This window comes from Burkholderia cepacia (assembly GCF_029962485.1).
In the GTDB taxonomy this organism is placed as follows: Bacteria; Pseudomonadota; Gammaproteobacteria; order Burkholderiales; family Burkholderiaceae; genus Burkholderia.
On record NZ_CP073637.1, the window covers coordinates 1,170,943 to 1,191,285 of the forward strand.

A 20,343-nucleotide genomic window follows, 5' to 3' on the forward strand; every position below is an offset into this window, starting at 1 on the left:
CGTGACGCACGGGCCGCGTCACGTATTGTCGAACTACTTTAAGAACCGGCGGTAACACCGCCTCGTCACGCCTTTTCGTGTCCGGCCGAGCCGTTTCGGCCCGACCGGCGCCCGCGTTATACTCCTGCACATGCCCCTATCCCAGTTGGAAAGCCGGCTGCGCTACGAATTTCGCAATGCGGAATTGTTGCGCCAGGCTTTGACCCATCGCAGTCACAGTGCCACGCACAACGAACGGCTCGAGTTTCTCGGCGACTCCGTTCTGAATTGCGCGGTGGCCGCCCTTTTGTTCCAGCGTTTCAGCAAGCTGGACGAAGGCGATCTGTCGCGCGTACGCGCCAACCTCGTCAAACAGCAGTCGCTGTACGAAATTGCTCAGGCCCTGAATATCTCGGACGGCTTGCGGCTGGGCGAGGGCGAGTTGCGCAGCGGCGGGTTCCGTCGCCCGTCGATCCTCGCGGACGCGTTCGAAGCCATCATCGGGGCCGTGTTCCTCGATGGCGGCTTCGAAGCCGCCCAAGGGGTCATCAAGCGCCTCTACATCCCGATTCTCGACCACATCGATCCGCGCACGCTCGGCAAGGACGCGAAGACGCTGCTGCAGGAATACCTGCAGGGGCACAAGATCGCGCTGCCGACCTACACGGTCGTCGCGACGCATGGTGCGGCGCACAATCAGCAGTTCGAGGTCGAATGCACGGTGCCGAAGCTTGACGTGAAGGTATCGGGCTCCGGCGCGAGCCGGCGCGCGGCCGAGCAGGCCGCCGCGAAGAAGGCGCTCGACGAAGTGATGGCGGCCGCGCCGATGCTGGCCACGAAGCCGAAGCGCTCGAAAAACGCGCGCGGGTCGAAGCATGTCGAACCCGAAATCGTGCCGGGCGTGAAGGGCGTGCAGGAAGCGCTCGACCTGCGCTCGCCGGAACGGAAGGAACGTGCGGCTGCACGCGAGGCGCGGGCGGCGGCCGCCGGCGCGGTGCCCGCGGCAACCGCCGCGGCCGGCGCCGAGCCGGCCGTCGCACCGATGGCCGCGATCCGCGCGGCGCATGTAGAGACGGCGGCCGACAAGGGCGAACGGGCGGCGAAGCCGGCGACCGACAAGGTGGCCGATAAACCCGCCGACCGGCCCGACAAGCCCGCGGACAAGCCCGCGGACGCCACGCCGCGCGCAGCCGATCCGGCTGCCTCGGCTGCTTCGGCCGCTTCGCCCGCCGACAAGCCGTCCACCGGATCCGACCCCGCGGCGCGCCCGGCCGCGCGCGCACGCGATGCCGCGGCACCGGATGCCGAGACGCCGCCGGGCGGCGCGAGCCTCGCTGCCGCGCAGGCGCGCGTGGCCGATGCCGACCACTGAATTGCCCATCGATCGCGCCGCGCGCCGCGCGGCCGTTTCCGAACCTGTCTCCCAAACGATATGAACACTCCCGCTCCTACCGGTTTCCGTTGCGGCATGATCGCGATCGTGGGCCGCCCGAACGTCGGCAAGTCGACGTTGATGAACGCACTCGTCGGCCAGAAGATCAGCATCACGTCGCGCAAGGCGCAGACGACCCGCCACCGCATCACCGGCATCAACACGTTCGACGACGCGCAATTCGTGTTCGTCGACACGCCGGGTTTCCAGACCCGTCACAGCACCGCGCTGAACCGCTCGCTGAACCGCGCGGTCACGTCGACGCTGACGTCGGTCGACGTGATCCTGTTCGTGATCGAGGCCGGCCGCTTCGGGCCCGACGACCAGAAGGTGCTCGATCTGATCCCGCCCGGCATGCCGACGCTGCTGATCACGAACAAGATCGACCGTGTGGCCGACAAGGCCACGCTGTATCCGTTCATGCAGAAAATGAACGCGCTGCGCGAGTTCGCCGAGCTCGTGCCGCTGTCGGCGCAGCAGCCGGAAGACATCAAGCGCCTGCTCGAGACGATCAAGCCGTACCTGCCGGAAGGCGCGCCGATCTACGGCGAGGACGAGCTGACCGACCGCAGCTCGCGCTTCCTCGCGGCTGAGATCCTGCGCGAGAAGGTGTTCCGCTGGACCGGCGACGAGCTGCCGTACACGAGCACCGTCGTGATCGACAAGTTCGAGGAAGAAGGGCGGCTGAAGCGCATCTTCGCGACGATCCTCGTCGAACGCGATTCGCACAAGGCGATGGTGATCGGCAAGAAGGGCGAGAAGCTCAAGCAGATCAGCACCGAGGCGCGGATGGACATGGAGAAGCTGTTCGACGGCCCCGTGTACCTCGAGACCTTCGTGAAGGTGAGGAGCGGCTGGGCCGACAACGAGGCCGGACTGCGCGCCTATGGGTACGAATGACGCGCTGACGTCGACTGAAGACGCGGTGACGGCCGGCGCGAACGACGCGCCGCTGCCGGCTCCGCCCGAACCGCCGCGCAAGGCGCGGCGCGCGACGTCTCGCACGTCCGATTTTCGCGTCGCCGAGCAGCCGGCGTTCGTTCTGCACAGCTATCCGTATCGCGAAACGAGCCTGATCGTCGACGTGCTGACGCGCGATCACGGCCGGCTCGCGCTCGTCGCGAAAGGCGCCAAGCGCCCGCACTCCGCGCTGCGCGGCGTGCTGCAGACCTTCCAGCCGCTGCTGCTGTCCTGGTCCGGAAAATCCGAAGTGCGCACGCTGACGGGTGCCGAGTGGGTCGGCGGCATGCTGCCGCTCGGCGGCGACGGGTTGTTGTGCGGTTTCTACGCGAACGAACTGCTCGTGAAATTCTGCGCGCGCGAGGATCCCCAGCCGCCGCTGTTCAATCATTATGTCCTGACGCTCACGCGCCTCGCGCACGGCGAACCCGCGGTGCAGGTGCTGCGCTCGTTCGAGCGCGTGCTGCTGCGCGAGACCGGCTATGCGATGGCGCTGAACCGCACGGTCGCGCGCCGCGCGGTCGAGCCCGATCGCCGCTACGTGTTCGATCCCGAGCGCGGCGTGCGCAATGCGGACGACGACGTGCCGTCGCACTGGCCGGTCATCACCGGACAGACGTTGCTCGACATGGAGCAGGACGATTACCATCGAGCCCAGACGGTTGCGCAAAGCAAGACGCTGATGCGCTTCCTGCTGAACACCTATCTCGGCGGTACGCCGCTTGCCACGCGTCAGATCCTGATCGACCTGCAAAACCTATGAGCTTCTTCCTGACAACGCCCACCGCCATCGACCTCGGCGTGAACATCGACCACGTCGCGACGCTGCGCAATGCGCGCGGCACGACCTATCCCGATCCGATCCGCGCGGCGCTCGCCGCCGAAGAGGCCGGTGCGGATGCGATCACGCTGCATCTGCGCGAGGATCGCCGCCACATCGTCGACGCCGACGTGCGCAAGCTGCGCCCGTTGCTGAAGACGCGCATGAACCTCGAATGCGCGGTGACGGCCGAGATGCTCGACATCGCGTGCGAAGTGCGTCCGCACGACGCGTGCCTCGTGCCCGAGAAGCGCGAAGAGCTGACGACCGAAGGCGGTCTCGATGTCGCCGGCCACTTCGAGGCCGTGCGCGCGGCGTGCAAGCAGCTGGCCGACGTCGGCGTGCGCGTGTCGCTGTTCATCGACCCTGACGAGACGCAGATCCGCGCCGCGCATGAAGCCGGTGCGCCGGTGATCGAACTGCACACGGGCCGCTACGCCGAAGCGCACGACGAAGCCGAACAGCAGCGCGAGTACGAGCGCATCGTCGCGGGCGTGCAGGCCGGTGCGCAGCTTGGCCTGAAGGTCAATGCGGGGCACGGGCTGCATTACACGAACGTGCAGCAGATCGCCGCGATCGACGGCATCGTCGAGCTGAACATCGGCCACGCGATCGTCGCGCACGCGATCTTCGCGGGCTGGGACAACGCGGTGCGCGAGATGAAGGCGATCATGGTCGCCGCCCGTGTCGCCGCGCTGCACGGCGGCGCGCGCTGAAGATGAAATTCCACCGCGTGCGCGCGTACTGACATGGCGATCTACGGCATCGGTACCGACATCGCCCAGGTGAGCCGCGTCGCGGCCGTGCTCGAACGCACGGGCGGCCGGTTTGCCGAGAAGGTGCTGGGTCCCGACGAACTGCGCGTGTTCCATGCGCGCCGCGCCCGCTCCGAGGCGCGCGGCATCGCGTTTCTCGCGACGCGCTTTTCCGCGAAGGAAGCGTTCTCGAAAGCGATCGGGCTCGGCATGCACTGGCCGATGACGTGGCGCGCGCTGCAGACGCTCAACCACCCGAGCGGCGAGCCATACGTGGTCGCGTCGGGCGAGCTGGCCGACTGGCTGGCCGCGCGCGGCATCACGGCGCGTGTGACGGTCAGCGACGAACGCGACTACGCGGTGTCGTTCGTGATCGCGGAGACGGACGCCGCGCCTGCACCTGCACCTGCACCTGTTTCCCGAACCTCCTCCTGACGGAATTTCCGATTCGATGAAAACGACTCCCGGCCCGGTCATGCTCGACATCGTCGGCACGGCCCTGTCGCGCGACGATGCGCGGCGCCTTGCGCATCCGAATACCGGCGGCGTGATCCTGTTCGCGCGGCATTTCCAGAATCGCGCGCAGCTGACCGCGCTGACCGACTCGATCCGCGCGGTGCGCGAAGACATCCTGATCGCCGTCGATCATGAAGGCGGGCGCGTGCAGCGGTTCCGCACCGACGGCTTCACGGTGTTGCCCGCGATGCGCCGCCTCGGCGAACTGTGGGATCGCGACGTGCTGCTCGCGGCGAAGGTCGCGACCGCCGTCGGCTACATCCTCGCCGCCGAGCTGCGCGCGTGCGGGATCGACATGAGCTTCACGCCGGTGCTCGACCTCGACTACGGGCACTCGAAGGTGATCGGCGATCGCGCGTTCCACCGCGACGCGCGTGTCGTCGCGCTGCTCGCGAAGAGCCTGAACCACGGGCTGTCGCTCGCCGGCATGGCGAACTGCGGCAAGCATTTCCCGGGGCATGGTTTCGCGGAAGCCGATTCGCACGTCGCATTGCCGACCGACGATCGCACGCTCGACGCGATCCTCAAGCAGGACGTCGCGCCGTATGACTGGCTCGGCCTGTCGCTGTCGGCCGTGATTCCCGCGCACGTGATCTATACGCAGGTCGACAAGCGGCCGGCCGGATTCTCGCGCGTGTGGCTGCAGGACATCCTGCGCGGAAAGCTCGGGTTCACGGGCGCGATCTTCAGCGACGACCTGTCGATGGAGGCCGCCCGCGAAGGCGGCACGCTTACGCAGGCGGCTGACGCCGCGATCGCCGCCGGTTGTGACATGGTGCTCGTCTGCAACCAGCCGGAGGCGGCCGAGGTCGTGCTGAACGGGTTGAAGGCGCAGGCGTCGGCCGAGTCGGTGCGGCGCATCAAGCGGATGCGCGCGCGCGGCAAGGCGCTCAAGTGGGACAAGCTGATTGCGCAGCCGGAGTATCTGCAGGCGCAGGCACTGCTGAAAAGCGCACTGGCGTAAGCGGGGGAGGGGACGACGCGGGTTCGCGTCCTTCCGGTCGCCCAAACAAAAAGCCGCGCAATTGCGCGGCTTTTTTCATGGACTGCATTCATGGGCTGTGTTGCGGCAGCGACGAAGCAGGTAATCGGGCGGCGGGCTTTAACGCAACTAACGGTCAAGCCCAGCCCGTGCCCGCATTCACGGGCGGCCGCTCAGTTCACCTTCATTCGCTGCAGCTTGTTGTACAGCGTCTTCGGGCTGATGCCGAGCAGCGTGGCCGCGCGATGACGCGTGCCGCCGACCGCGTCGAGCGTCGCGCGGATCAGCAGGTCCTCGACGTCGGACAGCGGCGTGCCGACCTTGATCTGCACGCTGCTGCCGTTCAGCGCGGCACCGGCGGAGAAGCTCGGCTCGCCCGCGCGCAACGTCTCGATGAAATCGCCCGAGGCGTCGTATGCGAAGCGCACGCGCTCCTGCAGTTCGCGCACGTTGCCGGGCCATTCGTAGGACAGGCATTCGCGCACGAAGCCCGGCGCCGCGCGCTTGTCGGTCGTGCTGCGGCCGGTGGCGCGTGCTTCGCGGTTCAGTTCGTCGATCTGCGCGTCCGCGATCGCGAGTGCGTCGCCGTCGCGCTCGCGCAGCGGCGGCATCGTGATCGACGCCGCATCGAGACGCAGCCACAGATCCTCGCGCAGCGTGCCGTTCGCCACCGCTTCGCGCGCCGGGCGGCGCGTGGTCGCGATCAACCGGAAATCGCTCGTGATCGAGCTCGTGCCGCCGATCCGCATGAAGTTCTGCGAATCGAGCGCGTGCAGCAGCGCTTCCTGCAGCACGAGCGGCAGCGCGGTGATCTCGTCGAGGAACAGCGTGCCGCCGCCGGCCTGTTCGAACAGGCCCGATTCGCGGCGCTCGGCACCGTCGAACGCGCCGCGCTCATGGCCGAACAGCACGCTGTCGAGCGATGCGCCGTGCCGGCCGGCCTGCGCGATCGTCCGGCAGTCGAACGACACGAACGGCCCCTTGCGGCGCCGGCTCAGGTCGTGCAGCGTGCGCGCGGCCAGCTTCTTGCCGGTACCGGCTTCGCCCGCGAACAGCACGGCCGTTTCGGTGCGCGCGTTGTGCTCGATCATGTCGTACACGTGCTGCATCGCGTCGCTGCGGCCGACCAGTGCGCCGAAGCGGCCGAGATGACGCAGCGACGCACGCAGCGACTGCACTTCGTCGATCAGTTCGTACGGGCGCGGGATCCGCGCGAGCAGGCTGCGCAGGCGCGGGATGTTGATCGGCTTCAGCAGGTAGTCCCAGATGCCGTGACGCAGGCCCTCGATTGCGCTCTCGACCGTAGCGTTGCCCGTCAGCACGATCACGGGCAGCGAGCCGTTCGGCTGTTGCTGCGGCAGGTGCTGGAGCAGGTCGAACCCGCTGCCGTCCGGCAGGTTCAGGTCGACGAGGACGACGTCGGGGATCGAGCGGCCGAGCGCCGTGCGCGCTTCGGCGAGCGATGTGGCCGTGTCGACCGAGAAGCCGTCTGCGGCGAGCAGCGCGGTGAGGCCGGAGAGACTGTTGGGATCGTCTTCGACAATCAGGGCGTGTGGCATGGTGGACGCGAGTCGAGTCAATAGAGGCGGGCTGTCGGCCATCGGGGGCCGCAGCCGCATGTCAGATTAAAAACTGATTTTATGCCCCACCGAACGCGTAACGCTCATTATTTCTCCCACGCTATAAAACAGTTACCGATGATACAAATTGAATATCTTTACCGGTGGATTTTGTGCTTCTTATACCCTTGGCGCATGCCCGCTGTTGGCGCCAGACAAACAAAAAGCGCCCCGAAGGGCGCTTTGTTCGATGCGGGTATCGCTGACGATTACGCGCGGCTGCGGTATTCGTTCGTACGCGTATCGATTTCGATCTTGTCGCCGGTGTTGCAGAACAGCGGCACTTGCAGTTCGAAGCCCGTTGCGAGCTTGGCGTTCTTCAGCACCTTGCCCGACGACGTATCGCCCTTGACAGCCGGTTCCGTGTAGGTGATCTCGCGAACGAGGACCGTCGGCAGGTCGACCGAGATCGCCTTCTCGTTGTAGAACACGACTTCGCACGCCATGCCGTCTTCGAGGTAGTTCAGCGCTTCGCCCATCATTTCGGCTTCGACTTCGTACTGGTTGTAGTCGGCGTCCATGAACACGTACATCGGGTCGGCGAAGTACGAATACGTCACTTCCTTGCGATCGAGCACGACGACGTCGAACTTGTCGTCCGCCTTGTAGACCGATTCCTGGCCTGCGTTGGTCAGCAGGTTCTTCATCTTCATCTTGACGACGGCGGAATTACGGCCCGACTTGTTGTATTCCGCCTTTGCGATGACCCAAGCATCGCTGCCGATCTGCACGACGTTGCCTACGCGGAGTTCCTGTGCGGTCTTCATAAAAACTGTCCTGATCAAATCAAATAAATAGGTGCCTGAGCGTTGCGCAACGGCTGACGGCGCAAGCGGCGCGTTCCGGTGGACGCCAAAAGCGAGCGCTTGCCTGGTCAGCCGTCGGATAACCGCTTATTTTAACTGAGATTTTGCGTATTCCGCCAGCTTTCCGGCGAGATCGCCGACGGCCGCAAGCGCGTCGGCCCAGCGGGCCGCGTTGGCGTCGAGTGCGGCGCGGTGCTGCCAGAAATCGGCCCAGTCAGGCGTGCCGACACCGTTCCATGCATGCCAGAACCGCTCGAGCACCGCGCGCGGCGCGTCGGCGAGGCCGGCCGACAGGTGCGCGAGCGCGGCGTCGAGCTTCGGCAGGTGCACGTCGTCGGCCTGCGGGTAGATGTGCCACACGAACGGCTTGCGCGCCCACTGCGCACGGACGAACGAATCCTCGCCGCGCACGAAATTGATGTCGGCCACCCACAGCAATGGATCGTAGTCGGCCTGAGGGACGAATGCGAGGCCATGTGCGACCAGATTGCCGCTGTGCGCATGCGCGCCCGCGCCGAACGACTCGACCCCGAAAAAGCGCGCGACAGCCGGCGACAGGCGACCGGCTGGCACGAGCGCGACGACCGGCGACGGGCCGTCGCGCCATTGGGCGAGCAGCGCGTCGACGGCCGGATTCTCGTACGCGAACAGGCTGACGACCGTCGTGCCGGCGGCCGGCGGCGCGCCGCCGGTCGAGCGCCGCCACCATGCGTCGCGTGCCGCCGCGTCGGCTTCGAAGGCCATGCGGCGCGAATCGAGGTCGTGCTCCTTCAGGACGCCGCCGGTGCCGGCCGACAGGCCAGGGAAGAAGAATGTCTTCAGCAGCGGGTAGCGCGGGTGCGGCGACGGCCGCAGATGGAAATCGGCGACCCAGTCCTCGGCGCTCAGGTATTCGAGGTTGATCCACACGGGGCGGCGCTCGCGGCGCGCCATCGCCGCGAGATATGCGCCGGGCAGCTCGCACGCGAATGCCTCGATCACGACATCGGCGATCTCCAGCGCGTCGCCGACTTCCGCGTGCCAGTGCTCGATCACGATCGTGTCGACCGTCTGCCGCCCGGCGTCGGGGTCGACCCCCGGCAGCAGGCGCGCGAACGTACGCAGGTCGTCGACGAACAGCCGAACCTGCCAGCCGTGCTCGTGCGCGAGCTGGCGCGCCACGCGCCAGCACACGCCGATGTCGCCGAAATTGTCGATGACGGTGCAGAAGAGGTCACAGGCGATCGGTTCGCCCGGCGCGAGCGGTACGGTGGGGAGTGGGGCAGCGGTGGTGCGTGGCATCGAAGCGGGCCGGTGAATGCTCTAAACTGGCGATTCTAATAGACCCGTTCCGCGTTACAAGGCGCCCGGATCACGCATGACAGCCCCAGAAGCCTCCGATACTCCGTTCGAACCGAAGAAGATCCTTGCGCAGTTGCCGCACATGCCCGGTGTCTATCGTTATTACGACACGGCGGGCGCCGTGCTTTACGTCGGCAAGGCGCGCGACCTGAAGAAGCGCGTATCGAGCTATTTCACGAAGACCCAGCTGTCGCCGCGCATCGCGATGATGGTCACGCGCATCGCGCGCATCGAGACGACCGTCACGCGCTCGGAAGCCGAGGCGCTGCTGCTCGAGAACAACCTGATCAAGGCGCTCGCGCCGCGCTACAACATCCTGTTTCGCGACGACAAGTCGTACCCGTACCTGAAGCTCACCGCGCACCGTTTTCCGCGGATGGCCTACTACCGCGGGTCGGTCGACAAGCAGAACCAGTATTTCGGGCCGTTCCCGAGCGCGTGGGCCGTGCGCGAGAGCATCCAGATCCTGCAGCGCGTGTTCCAGTTGCGGACCTGCGAGGATTCGGTTTTCAACAACCGCACGCGGCCGTGCCTGCTGCACCAGATCGGGCGCTGCACGGCGCCGTGCGTCGGCGCGATCTCCGGCGAGGATTACGCGGTCGACGTGTCGAACGCCGCGCGGTTCCTGCTCGGCCGGCAGTCCGAAGTGATGAAGGAGCTCGAGCAGAAGATGCACGCGTTCGCGGCCGAGCTGAAATTCGAGCAGGCGGCGGCCGTGCGCAACCAGATGAGTTCGCTCGCGACGGTGCTGCATCAGCAGGCGATCGAGGTCGGCAGCGACAGCGACGTCGACATCCTCGCCGTCGTCGCGCAGGGCGGGCGCGTGTGCGTGAACCTCGCGATGGTGCGCGGCGGCCGGCATCTCGGCGACAAGGCGTATTTCCCGACGCACGTCGAAAGCGCGCTGACGCTCGCCGAAGGCGGTCTCGGCGACGAGGCCGAATCGCTGGAAGCGGCAGAGGCAACCGGCGCAACTGGCGCGACCGCCGTCGCGGTGCCCGAACAGCCTGCGGAAGAAGCCGGCAGCGCGCGCGGCGGCGCGGCGGCGTCGGTCGAGGCCGAAGTGCTCGACGCGTTCATCGCGCAGCACTATCTCGGCAACCGCGTGCCGCCGGTGCTCGTCGTCAGCCATGCGCCGGCGAGCCGCGACCTGCTCGAGCTGCTGTCCGAACAGGCCGGCCACAAGGTGTCGCTCGTGCGGCAGCCGCAGGGGCAGCGGCGCGCGTGGCTGTCGATGGCCGAACAGAATGCGCAGATCGCGCTCATGCGGCTGCTGTCCGAACAGGGCTCGCAGCAGGCGCGCACGCGCTCGCTGGCCGACACGCTCAGCTACGATTGCGACGATCTCGCGACGCTGCGGATCGAGTGCTTCGACATCAGCCACACGATGGGCGAGGCCACGCAGGCGTCGTGCGTCGTGTACCACCATCACAAGATGCAGTCGGGCGAGTACCGCCGCTACAACATCACGGGCATCACGCCGGGCGACGATTACGCGGCGATGCGGCAGGTGCTCACGCGCCGCTACGAGAAGATGGTCGAGCAGGCCGCGCAGGCGGCCGCCGTCGACGAAGCGGCCGGCATCGACGGCGAGTCGACGCGCCAGGCCGAGGCGTCGAGCCTGCTGCCGAACATCGTGCTGATCGACGGCGGCAAGGGTCAGGTCGAAATCGCGCGCCAGGTGTTCACCGAGCTGGGGCTCGATACGTCGATGCTGGTGGGCGTCGCAAAAGGCGAGGGGCGCAAGGTCGGCCTCGAGACGCTCGTGTTCGCGGACGGCCGCACGCCGCTCGAACTCGGCAAGGAGAGTGCCGCGCTGATGCTCGTCGCACAGATCCGCGACGAGGCGCACCGCTTCGCGATCACCGGCATGCGGGCGAAGCGGGCGAAGGCGCGCCAGACGTCGCGGCTCGAGGAGCTCGAAGGCGTCGGCGCGAAGCGCCGGCAGCGGTTGCTCGCGCGATTCGGCGGATTGCGCGGCGTGGTGGCCGCGAGCGTCGAGGAACTCGCGAGCGTCGAGGGCATCTCGCACGCGCTCGCCGAACAGATCTACAAGCAGCTTCACTGACACGGCCGTGCGGCCGGCTGCCTCGTGCGCTTTTTCGCGTTCTTGTGGCAGGCCGGTCGACACGGCACAATTGCGAATCCTTTACTGTCCCGCATGCCATGCCGTTCAATTTCCCGATTTTCCTGACGTGGGTACGGATCGTGCTGATTCCGCTCGTTGTCGGCGTGTTCTATCTGCCGGACACGGTGATGGGCGGCGCGCACCGCAATCTCGCGGCGGCGGCGATCTTCATCCTCGCGGCGCTGACCGACTGGTTCGACGGCTATCTCGCACGCAAGTGGAACCAGACGTCGTCGTTCGGCGCGTTTCTCGATCCGGTGGCGGACAAACTGATGGTGACGGCCGCGCTGCTGATCCTCGTGCAGATTTCGCGGGTGGACGCGGCGATCGCGCTCGTGATCGTCGGCCGCGAGATCGCGATTTCGGCATTGCGCGAGTGGATGGCGCAGATCGGTGCGTCGAAGAGCGTCGCGGTGAACCAGCTCGGCAAGTTCAAGACCGCGTGCCAGATGGTCGCGATCCCGATGCTGCTGTTCTATGGGCCGCTGCCGCTCGGCGTCGTGACGATCGACACGCGCGTGTGGGGCGAGTGGCTGATGTATCTCGCGGCGGTGCTGACGATCTGGTCGATGCTGTACTACATGAAGCTCGCATGGCCGCAGATTCGCGAGCGCGGCGGTGCGTGAGACGCGCGTCTCGCGTTCGGTCGAGACGGTTTTTGGAAAAAGGGCTGGAAAAGCCCTTGACACACGAATGTGCCTTCGACATAATCTCGCTTCTCCGCTGCACGACGAAGTAAGTGTGTGACGGGGAAGCAGTAGCGTAGCAATACGCGGGAGTAGCTCAGTTGGTAGAGCGCAACCTTGCCAAGGTTGAGGTCGCGAGTTCGAGACTCGTCTCCCGCTCCAGATTTTATCTGGCAGCGTGTTGGTTGGCGAAGCGCTGCAGATGCAGGACACATGCGGGAGTAGCTCAGTTGGTAGAGCGCAACCTTGCCAAGGTTGAGGTCGCGAGTTCGAGACTCGTCTCCCGCTCCAGATTTTTCTGGCAGCGTGTTGGTCGGCAAAGCGCTGCAGGTGCAGGACAATGCGGGAGTAGCTCAGTTGGTAGAGCGCAACCTTGCCAAGGTTGAGGTCGCGAGTTCGAGACTCGTCTCCCGCTCCAAGTAATGGGGAAGCCAAGCTTCCCTTTTTATTTGATGGACTTCCGGTCCTCGAATAAAAAATCTGTCGTTTGCCTCACGGCATCCGGACAGTCCGCTTTTGGCGCGATAGCAAAGCGGTTATGCAGCGGCCTGCAAAGCCGTTTAGGCCGGTTCGACTCCGGCTCGCGCCTCCAGGTAGAACGAGAAAAAGCCCCGCTTCGGCGGGGCTTTTCTTTTTTCTGCCTCGCTTCGCGGCCGTCGAGCAGAGTGCTGCGACGGCCGTCGGGCAATCAGCCATCCACCGGCTGCGCGGGCGTCTCGAGCTTCAACTGATAGAACGCCGCGTCGAGCCAGCGGCCGAACTTGAATCCCGCCTCCGTGATCGTGCCCGAGTGCACGAATCCCAGTTTCGTATGCAGTGCGATGCTCCCGGCATTGGTCGCATCGATACAGCCGACCAGCACGTGCACCTGTGCGTCGCGCGCACGCCGGACGACTTCACGCAGCAGCAGTTCGCCGAGCCCGCGGCCGCGCTGGTCGCTGCGTACATAGACGCTATGTTCGACCGTGTACTTGTACGCGGGAAACGCACGGAACGTGCCCCAGCTCGCGAAGCCGAGCAGTGCGCCCGATTCGTCGACGGCGCCGACGACCGGAAAACCGCCCGCGCGCTTCGTCGCGAACCACGTGACCATTGCTTCCGGCGGGCGCGGCCGGTAGTCGTACAGTGCGGTCGAGTTCGCGATCGCGTCGTTCAGGATCTCGAGGATGGCCGCTGCGTGCTCGGCCTCGCTGCAATCGATCAGGCGCACGTCGTCGTGCTGTTTCGGGGAATTCATACGGGCTCCTGGTGGTGTTGAACGGGGCGTGCGTGCATTACGCGCTCCGCACGCCGGCAGCGGCGGACGCATCGCAGATCACGACGACATAGCGTGCGGGATGCGGTGACGGATTGCTGAAGATCAGCGGCTGGTCGAGCCGCATGGCCAGACAGTCGCCTTCGTGAAGTTCGTGGAGCGCATCGCCGAACGTGACGTCGACACGGCCGTTGATGACCCACACTTGCTGATGCAGCGCGCTTTCGCGCCCGCCGCTGTCGTACGCGACGCGCGCGCCGGGCGGGAAATCGACCTCGACGAGCTGGATCGGCGACGGCCAGCCGGCCGGGGACAGGTTGCGCCGCACATAACCGGACGCCGGATCGCGCCATTCGGCCTGCTGCGCACGTCGGGCCAGCGGCTGCGCGGGCGTGTCGTCCCGGTCGCCGCCGAACAGCCCGGCCAGCGACACGCCGAGGCCGGCCGCGAGCTTGTCGAGCACGACGGCTGTCGGGCTGGCCGATGCGCGTTCGATGAGCGAGATCATCGAACGGCTGACGCCGGAACGCGCGGCCAGCGCATCGAGCGTGTAGCCTCGAACGGTGCGCAGGTCGCGCACGCGCCGCGCGATGCGCTCGTTGATGCCGGTGTCGTCGGCCTGCGTGATCGTTGATTCTTTCATGATGGATTTATTTTCCAGCAAACTGGAATTCGATGTCAACGGCATCGGTTGTGGCGGGCCGATGGTTCGACGGATGCCGAGCAGCTTGCCCGGCCGTCGTGCGCAGCGTAATATACGAAACAGCTACGTTTCGTTTAATTGGGGATATATGGGCATCATCAAGATTTCCGAGCACATGCATGAACGGCTGCGCTCGACGAGCACGGCGCTGAGCCGTTCGATCAACGCGCAGGCCGAACACTGGCTGCGCGTCGGGATGCTGGCGGAACTCAACCCGGCGCTGTCCTACGGCGACATCTGCAAGATGTTGATCGAGGCCGAGACGCGGGGCGGCGACGTGGTGCCGGCGGAACCGGTCGCGTCGCACATCGAGCAGGTGGCGTAATGGCGAAGCGAGAAATTCCGATCCGCGGCGCCGCAGAGATCGCCAAGTCGCGCGAAGCCGCCAAGCTTGCGTCGCAGGTGCTGACGATGATCACCGAGCACGTGAAGCCGGGCGTGACCACCGACGAACTGGACGCGCGCTGCCGCGAATACATCGTCGACGAACTCGGCGCGATTCCCGCGAACATCGGCTACCACGGCTATCCGAAGACGCTGTGCACGTCGGTCAACCACGTGGTCTGTCACGGCATTCCGACGTCGCGGCCGATGCGCGACGGCGACATCGTGAACCTCGACATCGCGGTGATCAAGGATGGCTGGTTCGGCGATACGAGCCGCATGTATTTCGTCGGTGAGCCGAACGAACTCGCGCGGCGCCTCGTCGCGGCGACCTACGAGGCGATGCACGCGGGCATCCGCGCGGTGCGTCCGGGCGCGACGCTGGGCGACGTCGGCTATGCGATCCAGCAGGTCGCGCATCGCGAAGGGTTCAGCGTGGTGCGCGAGTATTGCGGGCATGGCATCGGCGATGTTTATCACGACGAGCCGCAGGTGCTGCACTACGGCCGCCCGGGTACCGGCGTGCCGCTGCGGCCGGGGATGATCTTCACGATCGAGCCGATGCTCAACGCGGGCAAGCGCGACACGCGCGTGCTGGCCGATGGCTGGACGGTCGTCACGAAGGACCATTCGCTGTCCGCGCAATGGGAGCACATGGTCGTGGTGACGGAAACGGGCTTCGAGGTGCTGACCGAGGACGCGAAGCCGCAGGCGTTCGCGGCGCTTTCCGGCACGCACGCGGCCTGACGGCAGAGGTGTGCCGCGCAGGGCGGCGCGGTGCTGCAATGAAACGGGCCCCTTCAAGTGAAGGGGCCCGTTTCGTTTGTGGTGACCGGTGCAGCGAGGCTTAGCCGCGCGCCTTCTGCCACGCGTGTTCGACGAACACGCGGCACAGCGCTTCCATGCCTTTGCGATCGTCATTGTCGAAGCGCGCGGCGACCGGGCTGTCGACGTCCCACACGCCGATCAGCGTGCCGTCGCCGGCCACCAGCGGCACGACGATTTCCGATTCCGAGGCCGCGTCGCACGCGATGTGGCCGGGGAATTCATGCACGTCGCGCACGACCTGCGTTTCGCGCGTCTGCGCGGCCGTGCCGCACACGCCCTTGCCGAGCGCGATGCGCACGCAGGCGGGCTTGCCCTGGAACGGCCCGACAACGAGTTCGGTGCCGTCGAAGAAGTAGAAGCCGGCCCAGTTGAGACGATCGAGCGAGTGATAGACGAGCGCGGAGAAATTCGCGGCGTTTGCCGTCAGGTCGCGTTCGGACTCGACGAGCGCGCGTGCCTGCTCGACGAGCGTCGCGTATTGATCGGCCTTGGAGGCGTTGGGGTCGTTGGACAGCGTGAACATGGCGGGAAAGCGATCAGGGTTGTGAAAATGCGCGTGGCGCGTACCGCAGTCTACGGTACGCGCGCGCGGTCTGCAGCGCTCAGTCGGGTTCGAGTTCGGCAAACCGCTCCGCCAGGAAGTCGAGCAGCGCGCGCACCGCGGGCAGCAGCCCCCGGCGCGACGCGAACACCGCGTGCACGATCTCGCGTCGTGGCGCCCAGTCCGGCAGCACCGTGGCCAGTTCGCCGCGCGCGACTTCGTCGCGCACCATCATCGTCGGCAACTGCACGACGCCGACACCCGCGACGGCCGCCGCGCGCAGCGCGAGCATGCCGCCCGTCACGAAGCGCGGCTGGTGATGGATCTCCGCGTGTGCGCCGTCGGGCCCGCGCAGCCGCCACACGTGCGTGGATTGCGGCACGCCGTGATCGAGGCTCGGCAGGCGCGCGAGATCGGCGGGAACGGCCGGCGCCCCGTGCTCGCGCAGCAGCGCGGGGCTCGCGACGAGGCACTGGCCGCGCTCGGCCAGCACGCGCAGCGCGAGATCGCTGTCTTCGAGCGGCGGCGGGCGCACGCGGATCGCGACGTCGATCCCTTCGCCGACGACGTCGACACGCCGGTTGGTCGCTTCCAGATGAATCTCGACACGCGGGCACGCGGCCATGAACGCGGCAATCATCGTACCGGCCAGTGAATCGAGCAGCACGATCGGGCAACTGACGCGCACGATGCCGCGCGGCTCCTCGTGCAGCAGCGCGATCGCCTCGTCGGCCGCATCGGCCTCGACGAGCATCGCACGGCAATGCGCGTAGTACGTCTGGCCGACGTCGGTGACCGTGAAACGGCGCGTCGAACGCTGGATCAGCCGCATGCCGAGCCGTGCCTCGAGCAGCGCGATGCGACGGCTCAGCTTCGATTTCGGCATGTCCAGCGCACGCCCGGCCGGCGCGAAGCCGCCGTGTTCGACGACCTGCGCGAAGTAGTAGAGATCGTTCAGATCCCGTGCTTTATCGTTCATGAAATAGAACGCTGAGTGCGATTTCGGCAGTCTACCGGATCGATCGTTCCACCACTATATTGCTACTCATGGATGCGAAACACGTGTTTCGCCGCAATTTGGAGAAGGCAATGAAGAAGATCCAGGGTGTGTACAGTGCGCCGCGCGGCCATTGGGTCGGTGACGGTTTCCCGGTGCGTTCGATGTTCAGCTACCAGTCTCACGGCACGCACCTGAGCCCGTTCCTGCTGCTCGACTACGCCGGTCCGACCTCGTTCGAGCCGGGCTCGGTCTCGGCGCCGCGCGGTGTCGGTCAGCATCCGCACCGCGGGTTCGAGACGGTGACAATCGTCTATGACGGCGAGGTCGCACATCGCGACTCGACCGGCGCGGGCGGCGTGATCGGCCCGGGTGACGTGCAGTGGATGACGGCCGCGAGCGGGATCCTGCATGAGGAATTCCACTCGGAAGGGTTCACGAAGCACGGCGGCCCGTTCGAAATGGTGCAGCTGTGGGTGAACCTGCCCGCCGCCGACAAGATGGGCGCGCCCGGCTACCAGACGCTGCTGAACGCGGACATTCCCGTGGTCGAGCTGCCGGACGGTGCAGGGCGTGCGCGGATCATCGCAGGTGAACTCGACGGGCACCGCGGCCCGGCCCGCACGCACACGCCGATTGACGTGTGGGACGTGCGGCTCGTGGCAGGCGGCCATGCGCGGTTCCCGGTTGCCGAAGGGCGCACGCTCGCGGTGGTGGTGCTGAGCGGTACCGTGCAGGTGAACGGCGAGACGGTCGCTCGCGAAGCGCAGTTCGTGCAACTCGGTCGTGACGGCAGCGACGTCGAGATCGAAGCGAACGGCGACGCGAAGCTGCTGATCCTGAGCGGCGAGCCGATCGACGAGCCGGTCGTCGGCTACGGTCCGTTCGTGATGAACTCGCAAGCGGAGATTCGTACCGCGATCGAGGACTTCAACGGCGGCCGCTTCGGCCAGATGCCGGCATGACGGTCATGGCAGTCATGACGGCATGACGAACAGGCCCCGCGCGATGCGGGGCCTTTTTTTCGTGCGCGAGCAGGCGGTCGCGCGCGGTGTGCGCTTCGAGGCATAATCGACGGTTGCCGCGCGCCGGCCGGCGCGCCCGAATCAGGACCGCACATGAACGCATCCGCCGCATCTCAGAGCGCCGCCGATCTCGACTGGCGCTGGAAATCCTTCGACGCGCTGACGGCGCGCGAAGTCTATTCGATCCTCGAGGCGCGCAGCGCCGTGTTCGTCGTTGAGCAGAACTGCGTGTATCGCGATATCGACGACGCGGACCAGACCGCGTGGCACCTGGCCGCGTTCGATCCGGCCGGCCGCCTGGCCGGCTATCTGCGTGTGTTGCTGCCCGATGCGCAGAACACCGACGTGCGGATCGGCCGCGTGCTGACGACCGCCGCGTTCCGTGGCGCGGGCCTCGGCAACGGGCTGCTGTCGCGCGCGCTCGAGCATATCCGCGCGCAGTGGCCGGATACGCCGGTGAGCCTGCATGCGCAGGCTCACTTGCAGCGTTTCTATGGCGCATTCGGCTTTACGCCGAGTTCGGACGTGCATGACGAGGACGGCATTCCGCACGTGTGGATGAGCAGCGCGCGCGCGTGATGCGCGCCGCGCTGCGCCGCGGTCAGTGCGCGGCGTGCGGCACCGGCGGCTTGTCCGTGTGCTGCACCGCGCGTTCGCCGATCAGGCGACCGCGCGCGGACAACCGCAGCCAGTGCCGCAGCGCGATCAGCGCGCCGATCACGCTCATCATCGAGCCCGGAATCCACAGCAGCAGCCCGCCGATCTGCTGATCGCGCAGCGGGCTCAGCCACGTGAATGCACGGCCGCAGATCGAGTAGATCGGATACAGCTCGTGCGGCGTGAAGAAGATCAGCGCGCCGAGCGCGATCTGCGGCGGGATCGCCGCGACGACGATCAGGATCCGGCGGCCCGGCGACAGCCGCGCAGGTGGCGCCGGCCGCGGATCGACGACGAGCCACCAGAACAGCAGCCCGTCGATCACCATGCTCCAGTTCATCACGCGATAGAGACGCCAGTCGAGCATCGCGATGAAGTGGATCGGCGACAGCAGCCAGAAATAGATCAGCCCGACGAACAGCACGACCGCGACGACCGGATGGAACACCACGTCGAGCGTCGCGCGCACGGGCGCCCACGCGAGCGCGGGGCGCACGAAGCGCTGCCGCCAGCTGAACGGGATGCCCGCGCGAATCGCCGCGCCCGGGTAGGACAGCGCGATGAAGAACGGCCCGAGGTGGTGCAGCACGAGGTGCTGCGCGCGGTGCATGAAGAACTCGTGCTCGAAGAAATAATCGAGCCGCGTATGCAGCGCGATATAGAGCGCCGTCAGCCCGAACCAGAACGAGAACTGCCGCAGCGGCGTCACCTTCGCCTTCTTCACGCCACGCGCGAACAGGATGGCAGCCGTCAGCACCGCGATGACGACCGTCGGCGACGGTTCCCACGGATCGAGCCAGTACAGGAGGTTCATCGCGCGCGGATCACTTCGTCTGGGCCGGCGACTTCACGGCAAACGGCGCATCGACCGTTTCGCCGTCGGAGAATTTCAGGCGCAGGTGCACGGTGTCGCCCGGCTTGATCGCGTGCTTCGGCTCCTCGAGCATGAAGTGATAGCCGCCTGGCGCGATGTCGACCTTGCCGCGTGCGGGGATCGTCAGCTTGTCGACCATTTCCATCTTCTGCGTCGAGCCGTTCGATACGGTCTGGTGCAGCATCGCCATCCCGTAGTCGGGGCTGTCGACGTCGACGAGATCGACCGGCTTGTCGCCGGTGTTCACGAGCGTCACGTAGCCGCCCGCGGGCAGCTTGTTCGGCAGCCAGCGCACCCACGCGCCCTGGGCGGTGATCGCGCCGGCGGCATACGCTTGGGCGCCGGCGCACAGCGTGGCGAGGAGGGCGAACGTCTTGAGGGTCGTCTTCGTGTTCATGTCGGAATTCAGGTCGTGGAGGCGGTGTCGATGATCCGGCGCACATCGGCGGCGATGGCGTCGGGCGAATCGCGATCGGTCGCGAGCAGGCGTGCGCGGCCGGTTGCGTCGAAGATGTAGACGGCCGAGCTGTGCGTGACTTCGTAGCCGCCGGACGGATCGCGTTTTTCCATCTGGTACGCGACGCGGTAGCGTTTCGCGAGCGATTCGATCTGGCCGTCGGTGCCGGTCAGGCCGCGCGCGTGCGCGGCGTCGAACGCGGCGACGTACGACTGCATCAACTGCGGCGTGTCGCGCGCGGGATCGACCGACACGAACAGGATGCGCACGTCATTGGCTTGCGGTCCGAGCTTGCCGAGCACTTCCATCAGCCGTGCCATTGTTTCGGGGCAGACATCGGGGCAGTGCGTATAGCCGAAGTAGACGAGCGCGATACGGCCGTGGAACGCATCGGCGTCAACGGGGCGGCCGTCGCCGCCCGTCAGCGTGAACGACAGGTCGGGCAGGTGGCCGGTAACGTTGGTCAGGTTCCAGCGCGGCTCGTCGTGCGTGCACGCGGTGAGCGCCACGGCGGCGGCGAGGGCCGCGGCCGTGCGGATGAAGCGGGAGATGCGCCGGTACGGCGCGGGACGGGCAAGCGACATCCTGGGGCTCGAAC

At 66.7% G+C, this 20,343-nt stretch carries 22 protein-coding genes and 4 tRNA genes; 16 read left to right on the forward strand and 10 right to left on the reverse strand.

The genetic code is table 11. The features are described from left to right. The first annotated feature begins 130 nt into the window (after positions 1-130). Genes rnc through nagZ form a run of 6 tightly spaced genes read left to right on the forward strand, consistent with a single transcriptional unit; the run spans position 131 to position 5,426 of the window. Entirely contained in the window at positions 131-1,351 is a 1,221-nt protein-coding gene (rnc, locus tag KEC55_RS05495; protein WP_282507065.1) for a ribonuclease III, read from the forward strand. A 60-nt stretch (positions 1,352-1,411) separates the two neighbouring features. Next, positions 1,412-2,311, forward strand: a complete 900-nt coding sequence (era, locus tag KEC55_RS05500; RefSeq protein ID WP_282507066.1) for a GTPase Era — start codon at positions 1,412-1,414, stop codon at positions 2,309-2,311. Beyond that, on the forward strand, positions 2,298-3,134 hold the full coding sequence (gene recO / locus KEC55_RS05505) for a DNA repair protein RecO (protein WP_059574001.1): 837 nt from the start codon (positions 2,298-2,300) through the stop codon (positions 3,132-3,134). Before era ends, recO begins: the two co-directional genes overlap by 14 nt. Further along, positions 3,131-3,907 (forward strand): pyridoxine 5'-phosphate synthase, encoded by a 777-nt coding sequence (pdxJ, locus tag KEC55_RS05510; RefSeq protein ID WP_031400031.1) that lies wholly within the window; start codon positions 3,131-3,133, stop codon positions 3,905-3,907. Before recO ends, pdxJ begins: the two co-directional genes overlap by 4 nt. Positions 3,908-3,940: 33 nt before the next feature. Then, on the forward strand, positions 3,941-4,381 hold the full coding sequence (gene acpS, locus KEC55_RS05515; RefSeq protein WP_282507067.1) for a holo-ACP synthase: 441 nt from the start codon (positions 3,941-3,943) through the stop codon (positions 4,379-4,381). Positions 4,382-4,397: 16 nt separating this feature from the next. Then, entirely contained in the window at positions 4,398-5,426 is a 1,029-nt protein-coding gene (nagZ, locus tag KEC55_RS05520) for a beta-N-acetylhexosaminidase (protein ID WP_282507068.1), read from the forward strand. Between the two features lie 191 nt (positions 5,427-5,617). On the opposite strand, the gene KEC55_RS05525 is transcribed toward nagZ, so the two are convergent. From KEC55_RS05525 to earP, 3 genes are all read right to left on the reverse strand, one after another. Further along, on the reverse strand, positions 5,618-7,003 hold the full coding sequence (locus KEC55_RS05525; RefSeq protein ID WP_282507069.1) for a sigma-54-dependent transcriptional regulator: 1,386 nt from the start codon (positions 7,001-7,003) through the stop codon (positions 5,618-5,620). A 269-nt stretch (positions 7,004-7,272) separates the two neighbouring features. Further along, positions 7,273-7,830 carry an elongation factor P gene (gene efp / locus KEC55_RS05530; protein WP_047900193.1) on the reverse strand — a complete coding sequence of 186 codons (558 nt, stop codon included), beginning with the start codon at positions 7,828-7,830 and terminating at the stop codon, positions 7,273-7,275. 126 nt (positions 7,831-7,956) lie between these two features. Continuing rightward, a complete protein-coding gene (earP, locus tag KEC55_RS05535; RefSeq protein WP_282507070.1) occupies positions 7,957-9,150 on the reverse strand; it encodes an elongation factor P maturation arginine rhamnosyltransferase EarP in 1,194 nt (397 codons plus the stop codon). Between the two features lie 76 nt (positions 9,151-9,226). On the opposite strand from earP, the gene uvrC reads away from it, so the two are divergent. The 6 genes from uvrC to KEC55_RS05565 all read left to right on the forward strand — a co-directional run bounded on the left by uvrC (position 9,227) and on the right by KEC55_RS05565 (position 12,616). Further along, positions 9,227-11,278: an excinuclease ABC subunit UvrC gene (uvrC, locus tag KEC55_RS05540; protein ID WP_282507071.1), complete on the forward strand. Its 2,052-nt coding sequence runs from the start codon at positions 9,227-9,229 to the stop codon at positions 11,276-11,278. Positions 11,279-11,376: 98 nt separating this feature from the next. Next, positions 11,377-11,964 carry a CDP-diacylglycerol--glycerol-3-phosphate 3-phosphatidyltransferase gene (pgsA, locus tag KEC55_RS05545; RefSeq protein ID WP_034186518.1) on the forward strand — a complete coding sequence of 196 codons (588 nt, stop codon included), beginning with the start codon at positions 11,377-11,379 and terminating at the stop codon, positions 11,962-11,964. A 146-nt stretch (positions 11,965-12,110) separates the two neighbouring features. Then, a tRNA-Gly gene (locus tag KEC55_RS05550) sits at positions 12,111-12,186 on the forward strand. Between the two features lie 53 nt (positions 12,187-12,239). Further along, positions 12,240-12,315: transfer RNA gene (locus KEC55_RS05555), tRNA-Gly, on the forward strand. A gap of 51 nt (positions 12,316-12,366) precedes the next feature. Beyond that, positions 12,367-12,442, forward strand: a tRNA-Gly gene (locus KEC55_RS05560). Between the two features lie 100 nt (positions 12,443-12,542). Continuing rightward, positions 12,543-12,616, forward strand: a tRNA-Cys gene (locus KEC55_RS05565). Between the two features lie 96 nt (positions 12,617-12,712). Here the strand turns inward: KEC55_RS05565 and KEC55_RS05570 are convergent. Beyond that, entirely contained in the window at positions 12,713-13,261 is a 549-nt protein-coding gene (locus KEC55_RS05570) for a GNAT family N-acetyltransferase (protein WP_282507072.1), read from the reverse strand. Positions 13,262-13,298: 37 nt separating this feature from the next. Continuing rightward, complete coding sequence (locus KEC55_RS05575) at positions 13,299-13,922, reverse strand: helix-turn-helix domain-containing protein (protein ID WP_282507073.1); 624 nt, start codon at positions 13,920-13,922, stop codon at positions 13,299-13,301. Positions 13,923-14,070: 148 nt separating this feature from the next. Between KEC55_RS05575 and KEC55_RS05580 the strand changes: the two genes are divergently transcribed. Together KEC55_RS05580 and map are read left to right on the forward strand one after the other, a co-directional pair. Then, complete coding sequence (locus tag KEC55_RS05580) at positions 14,071-14,307, forward strand: ParD-like family protein (RefSeq protein WP_282507485.1); 237 nt, start codon at positions 14,071-14,073, stop codon at positions 14,305-14,307. After that, entirely contained in the window at positions 14,307-15,113 is an 807-nt protein-coding gene (gene map, locus KEC55_RS05585) for a type I methionyl aminopeptidase (RefSeq protein WP_124670453.1), read from the forward strand. Before KEC55_RS05580 ends, map begins: the two co-directional genes overlap by 1 nt. A 100-nt stretch (positions 15,114-15,213) precedes the next feature. On the opposite strand, the gene KEC55_RS05590 is transcribed toward map, so the two are convergent. Then, positions 15,214-15,717 (reverse strand): GAF domain-containing protein, encoded by a 504-nt coding sequence (locus KEC55_RS05590; RefSeq protein WP_282507074.1) that lies wholly within the window; start codon positions 15,715-15,717, stop codon positions 15,214-15,216. A gap of 79 nt (positions 15,718-15,796) precedes the next feature. Beyond that, the gene (locus tag KEC55_RS05595; protein WP_282507075.1) at positions 15,797-16,714 is read right to left on the reverse strand and encodes a LysR family transcriptional regulator; all 918 of its coding nucleotides are present in this window, start codon (positions 16,712-16,714) and stop codon (positions 15,797-15,799) included. Between the two features lie 110 nt (positions 16,715-16,824). Here KEC55_RS05595 and KEC55_RS05600 point away from each other — a divergent pair, with 110 nt between their 5' ends. Next, on the forward strand, positions 16,825-17,697 hold the full coding sequence (locus tag KEC55_RS05600) for a pirin family protein (protein ID WP_282507076.1): 873 nt from the start codon (positions 16,825-16,827) through the stop codon (positions 17,695-17,697). 153 nt (positions 17,698-17,850) lie between these two features. Next, the gene (locus KEC55_RS05605) at positions 17,851-18,336 is read left to right on the forward strand and encodes a GNAT family N-acetyltransferase (protein ID WP_282507077.1); all 486 of its coding nucleotides are present in this window, start codon (positions 17,851-17,853) and stop codon (positions 18,334-18,336) included. Positions 18,337-18,358: 22 nt separating this feature from the next. On the opposite strand, the gene KEC55_RS05610 is transcribed toward KEC55_RS05605, so the two are convergent. The 3 genes from KEC55_RS05610 to KEC55_RS05620 are packed head-to-tail and all read right to left on the reverse strand — an operon-like array spanning position 18,359 to position 20,329. Continuing rightward, on the reverse strand, positions 18,359-19,228 hold the full coding sequence (locus KEC55_RS05610) for a cytochrome c oxidase assembly protein (protein WP_282507078.1): 870 nt from the start codon (positions 19,226-19,228) through the stop codon (positions 18,359-18,361). A gap of 10 nt (positions 19,229-19,238) precedes the next feature. Beyond that, on the reverse strand, positions 19,239-19,685 hold the full coding sequence (locus tag KEC55_RS05615; protein ID WP_282507079.1) for a copper chaperone PCu(A)C: 447 nt from the start codon (positions 19,683-19,685) through the stop codon (positions 19,239-19,241). 8 nt (positions 19,686-19,693) lie between these two features. Then, positions 19,694-20,329 (reverse strand): SCO family protein, encoded by a 636-nt coding sequence (locus KEC55_RS05620; RefSeq protein ID WP_282507080.1) that lies wholly within the window; start codon positions 20,327-20,329, stop codon positions 19,694-19,696. Positions 20,330-20,343: the final 14 nt, after the last annotated feature.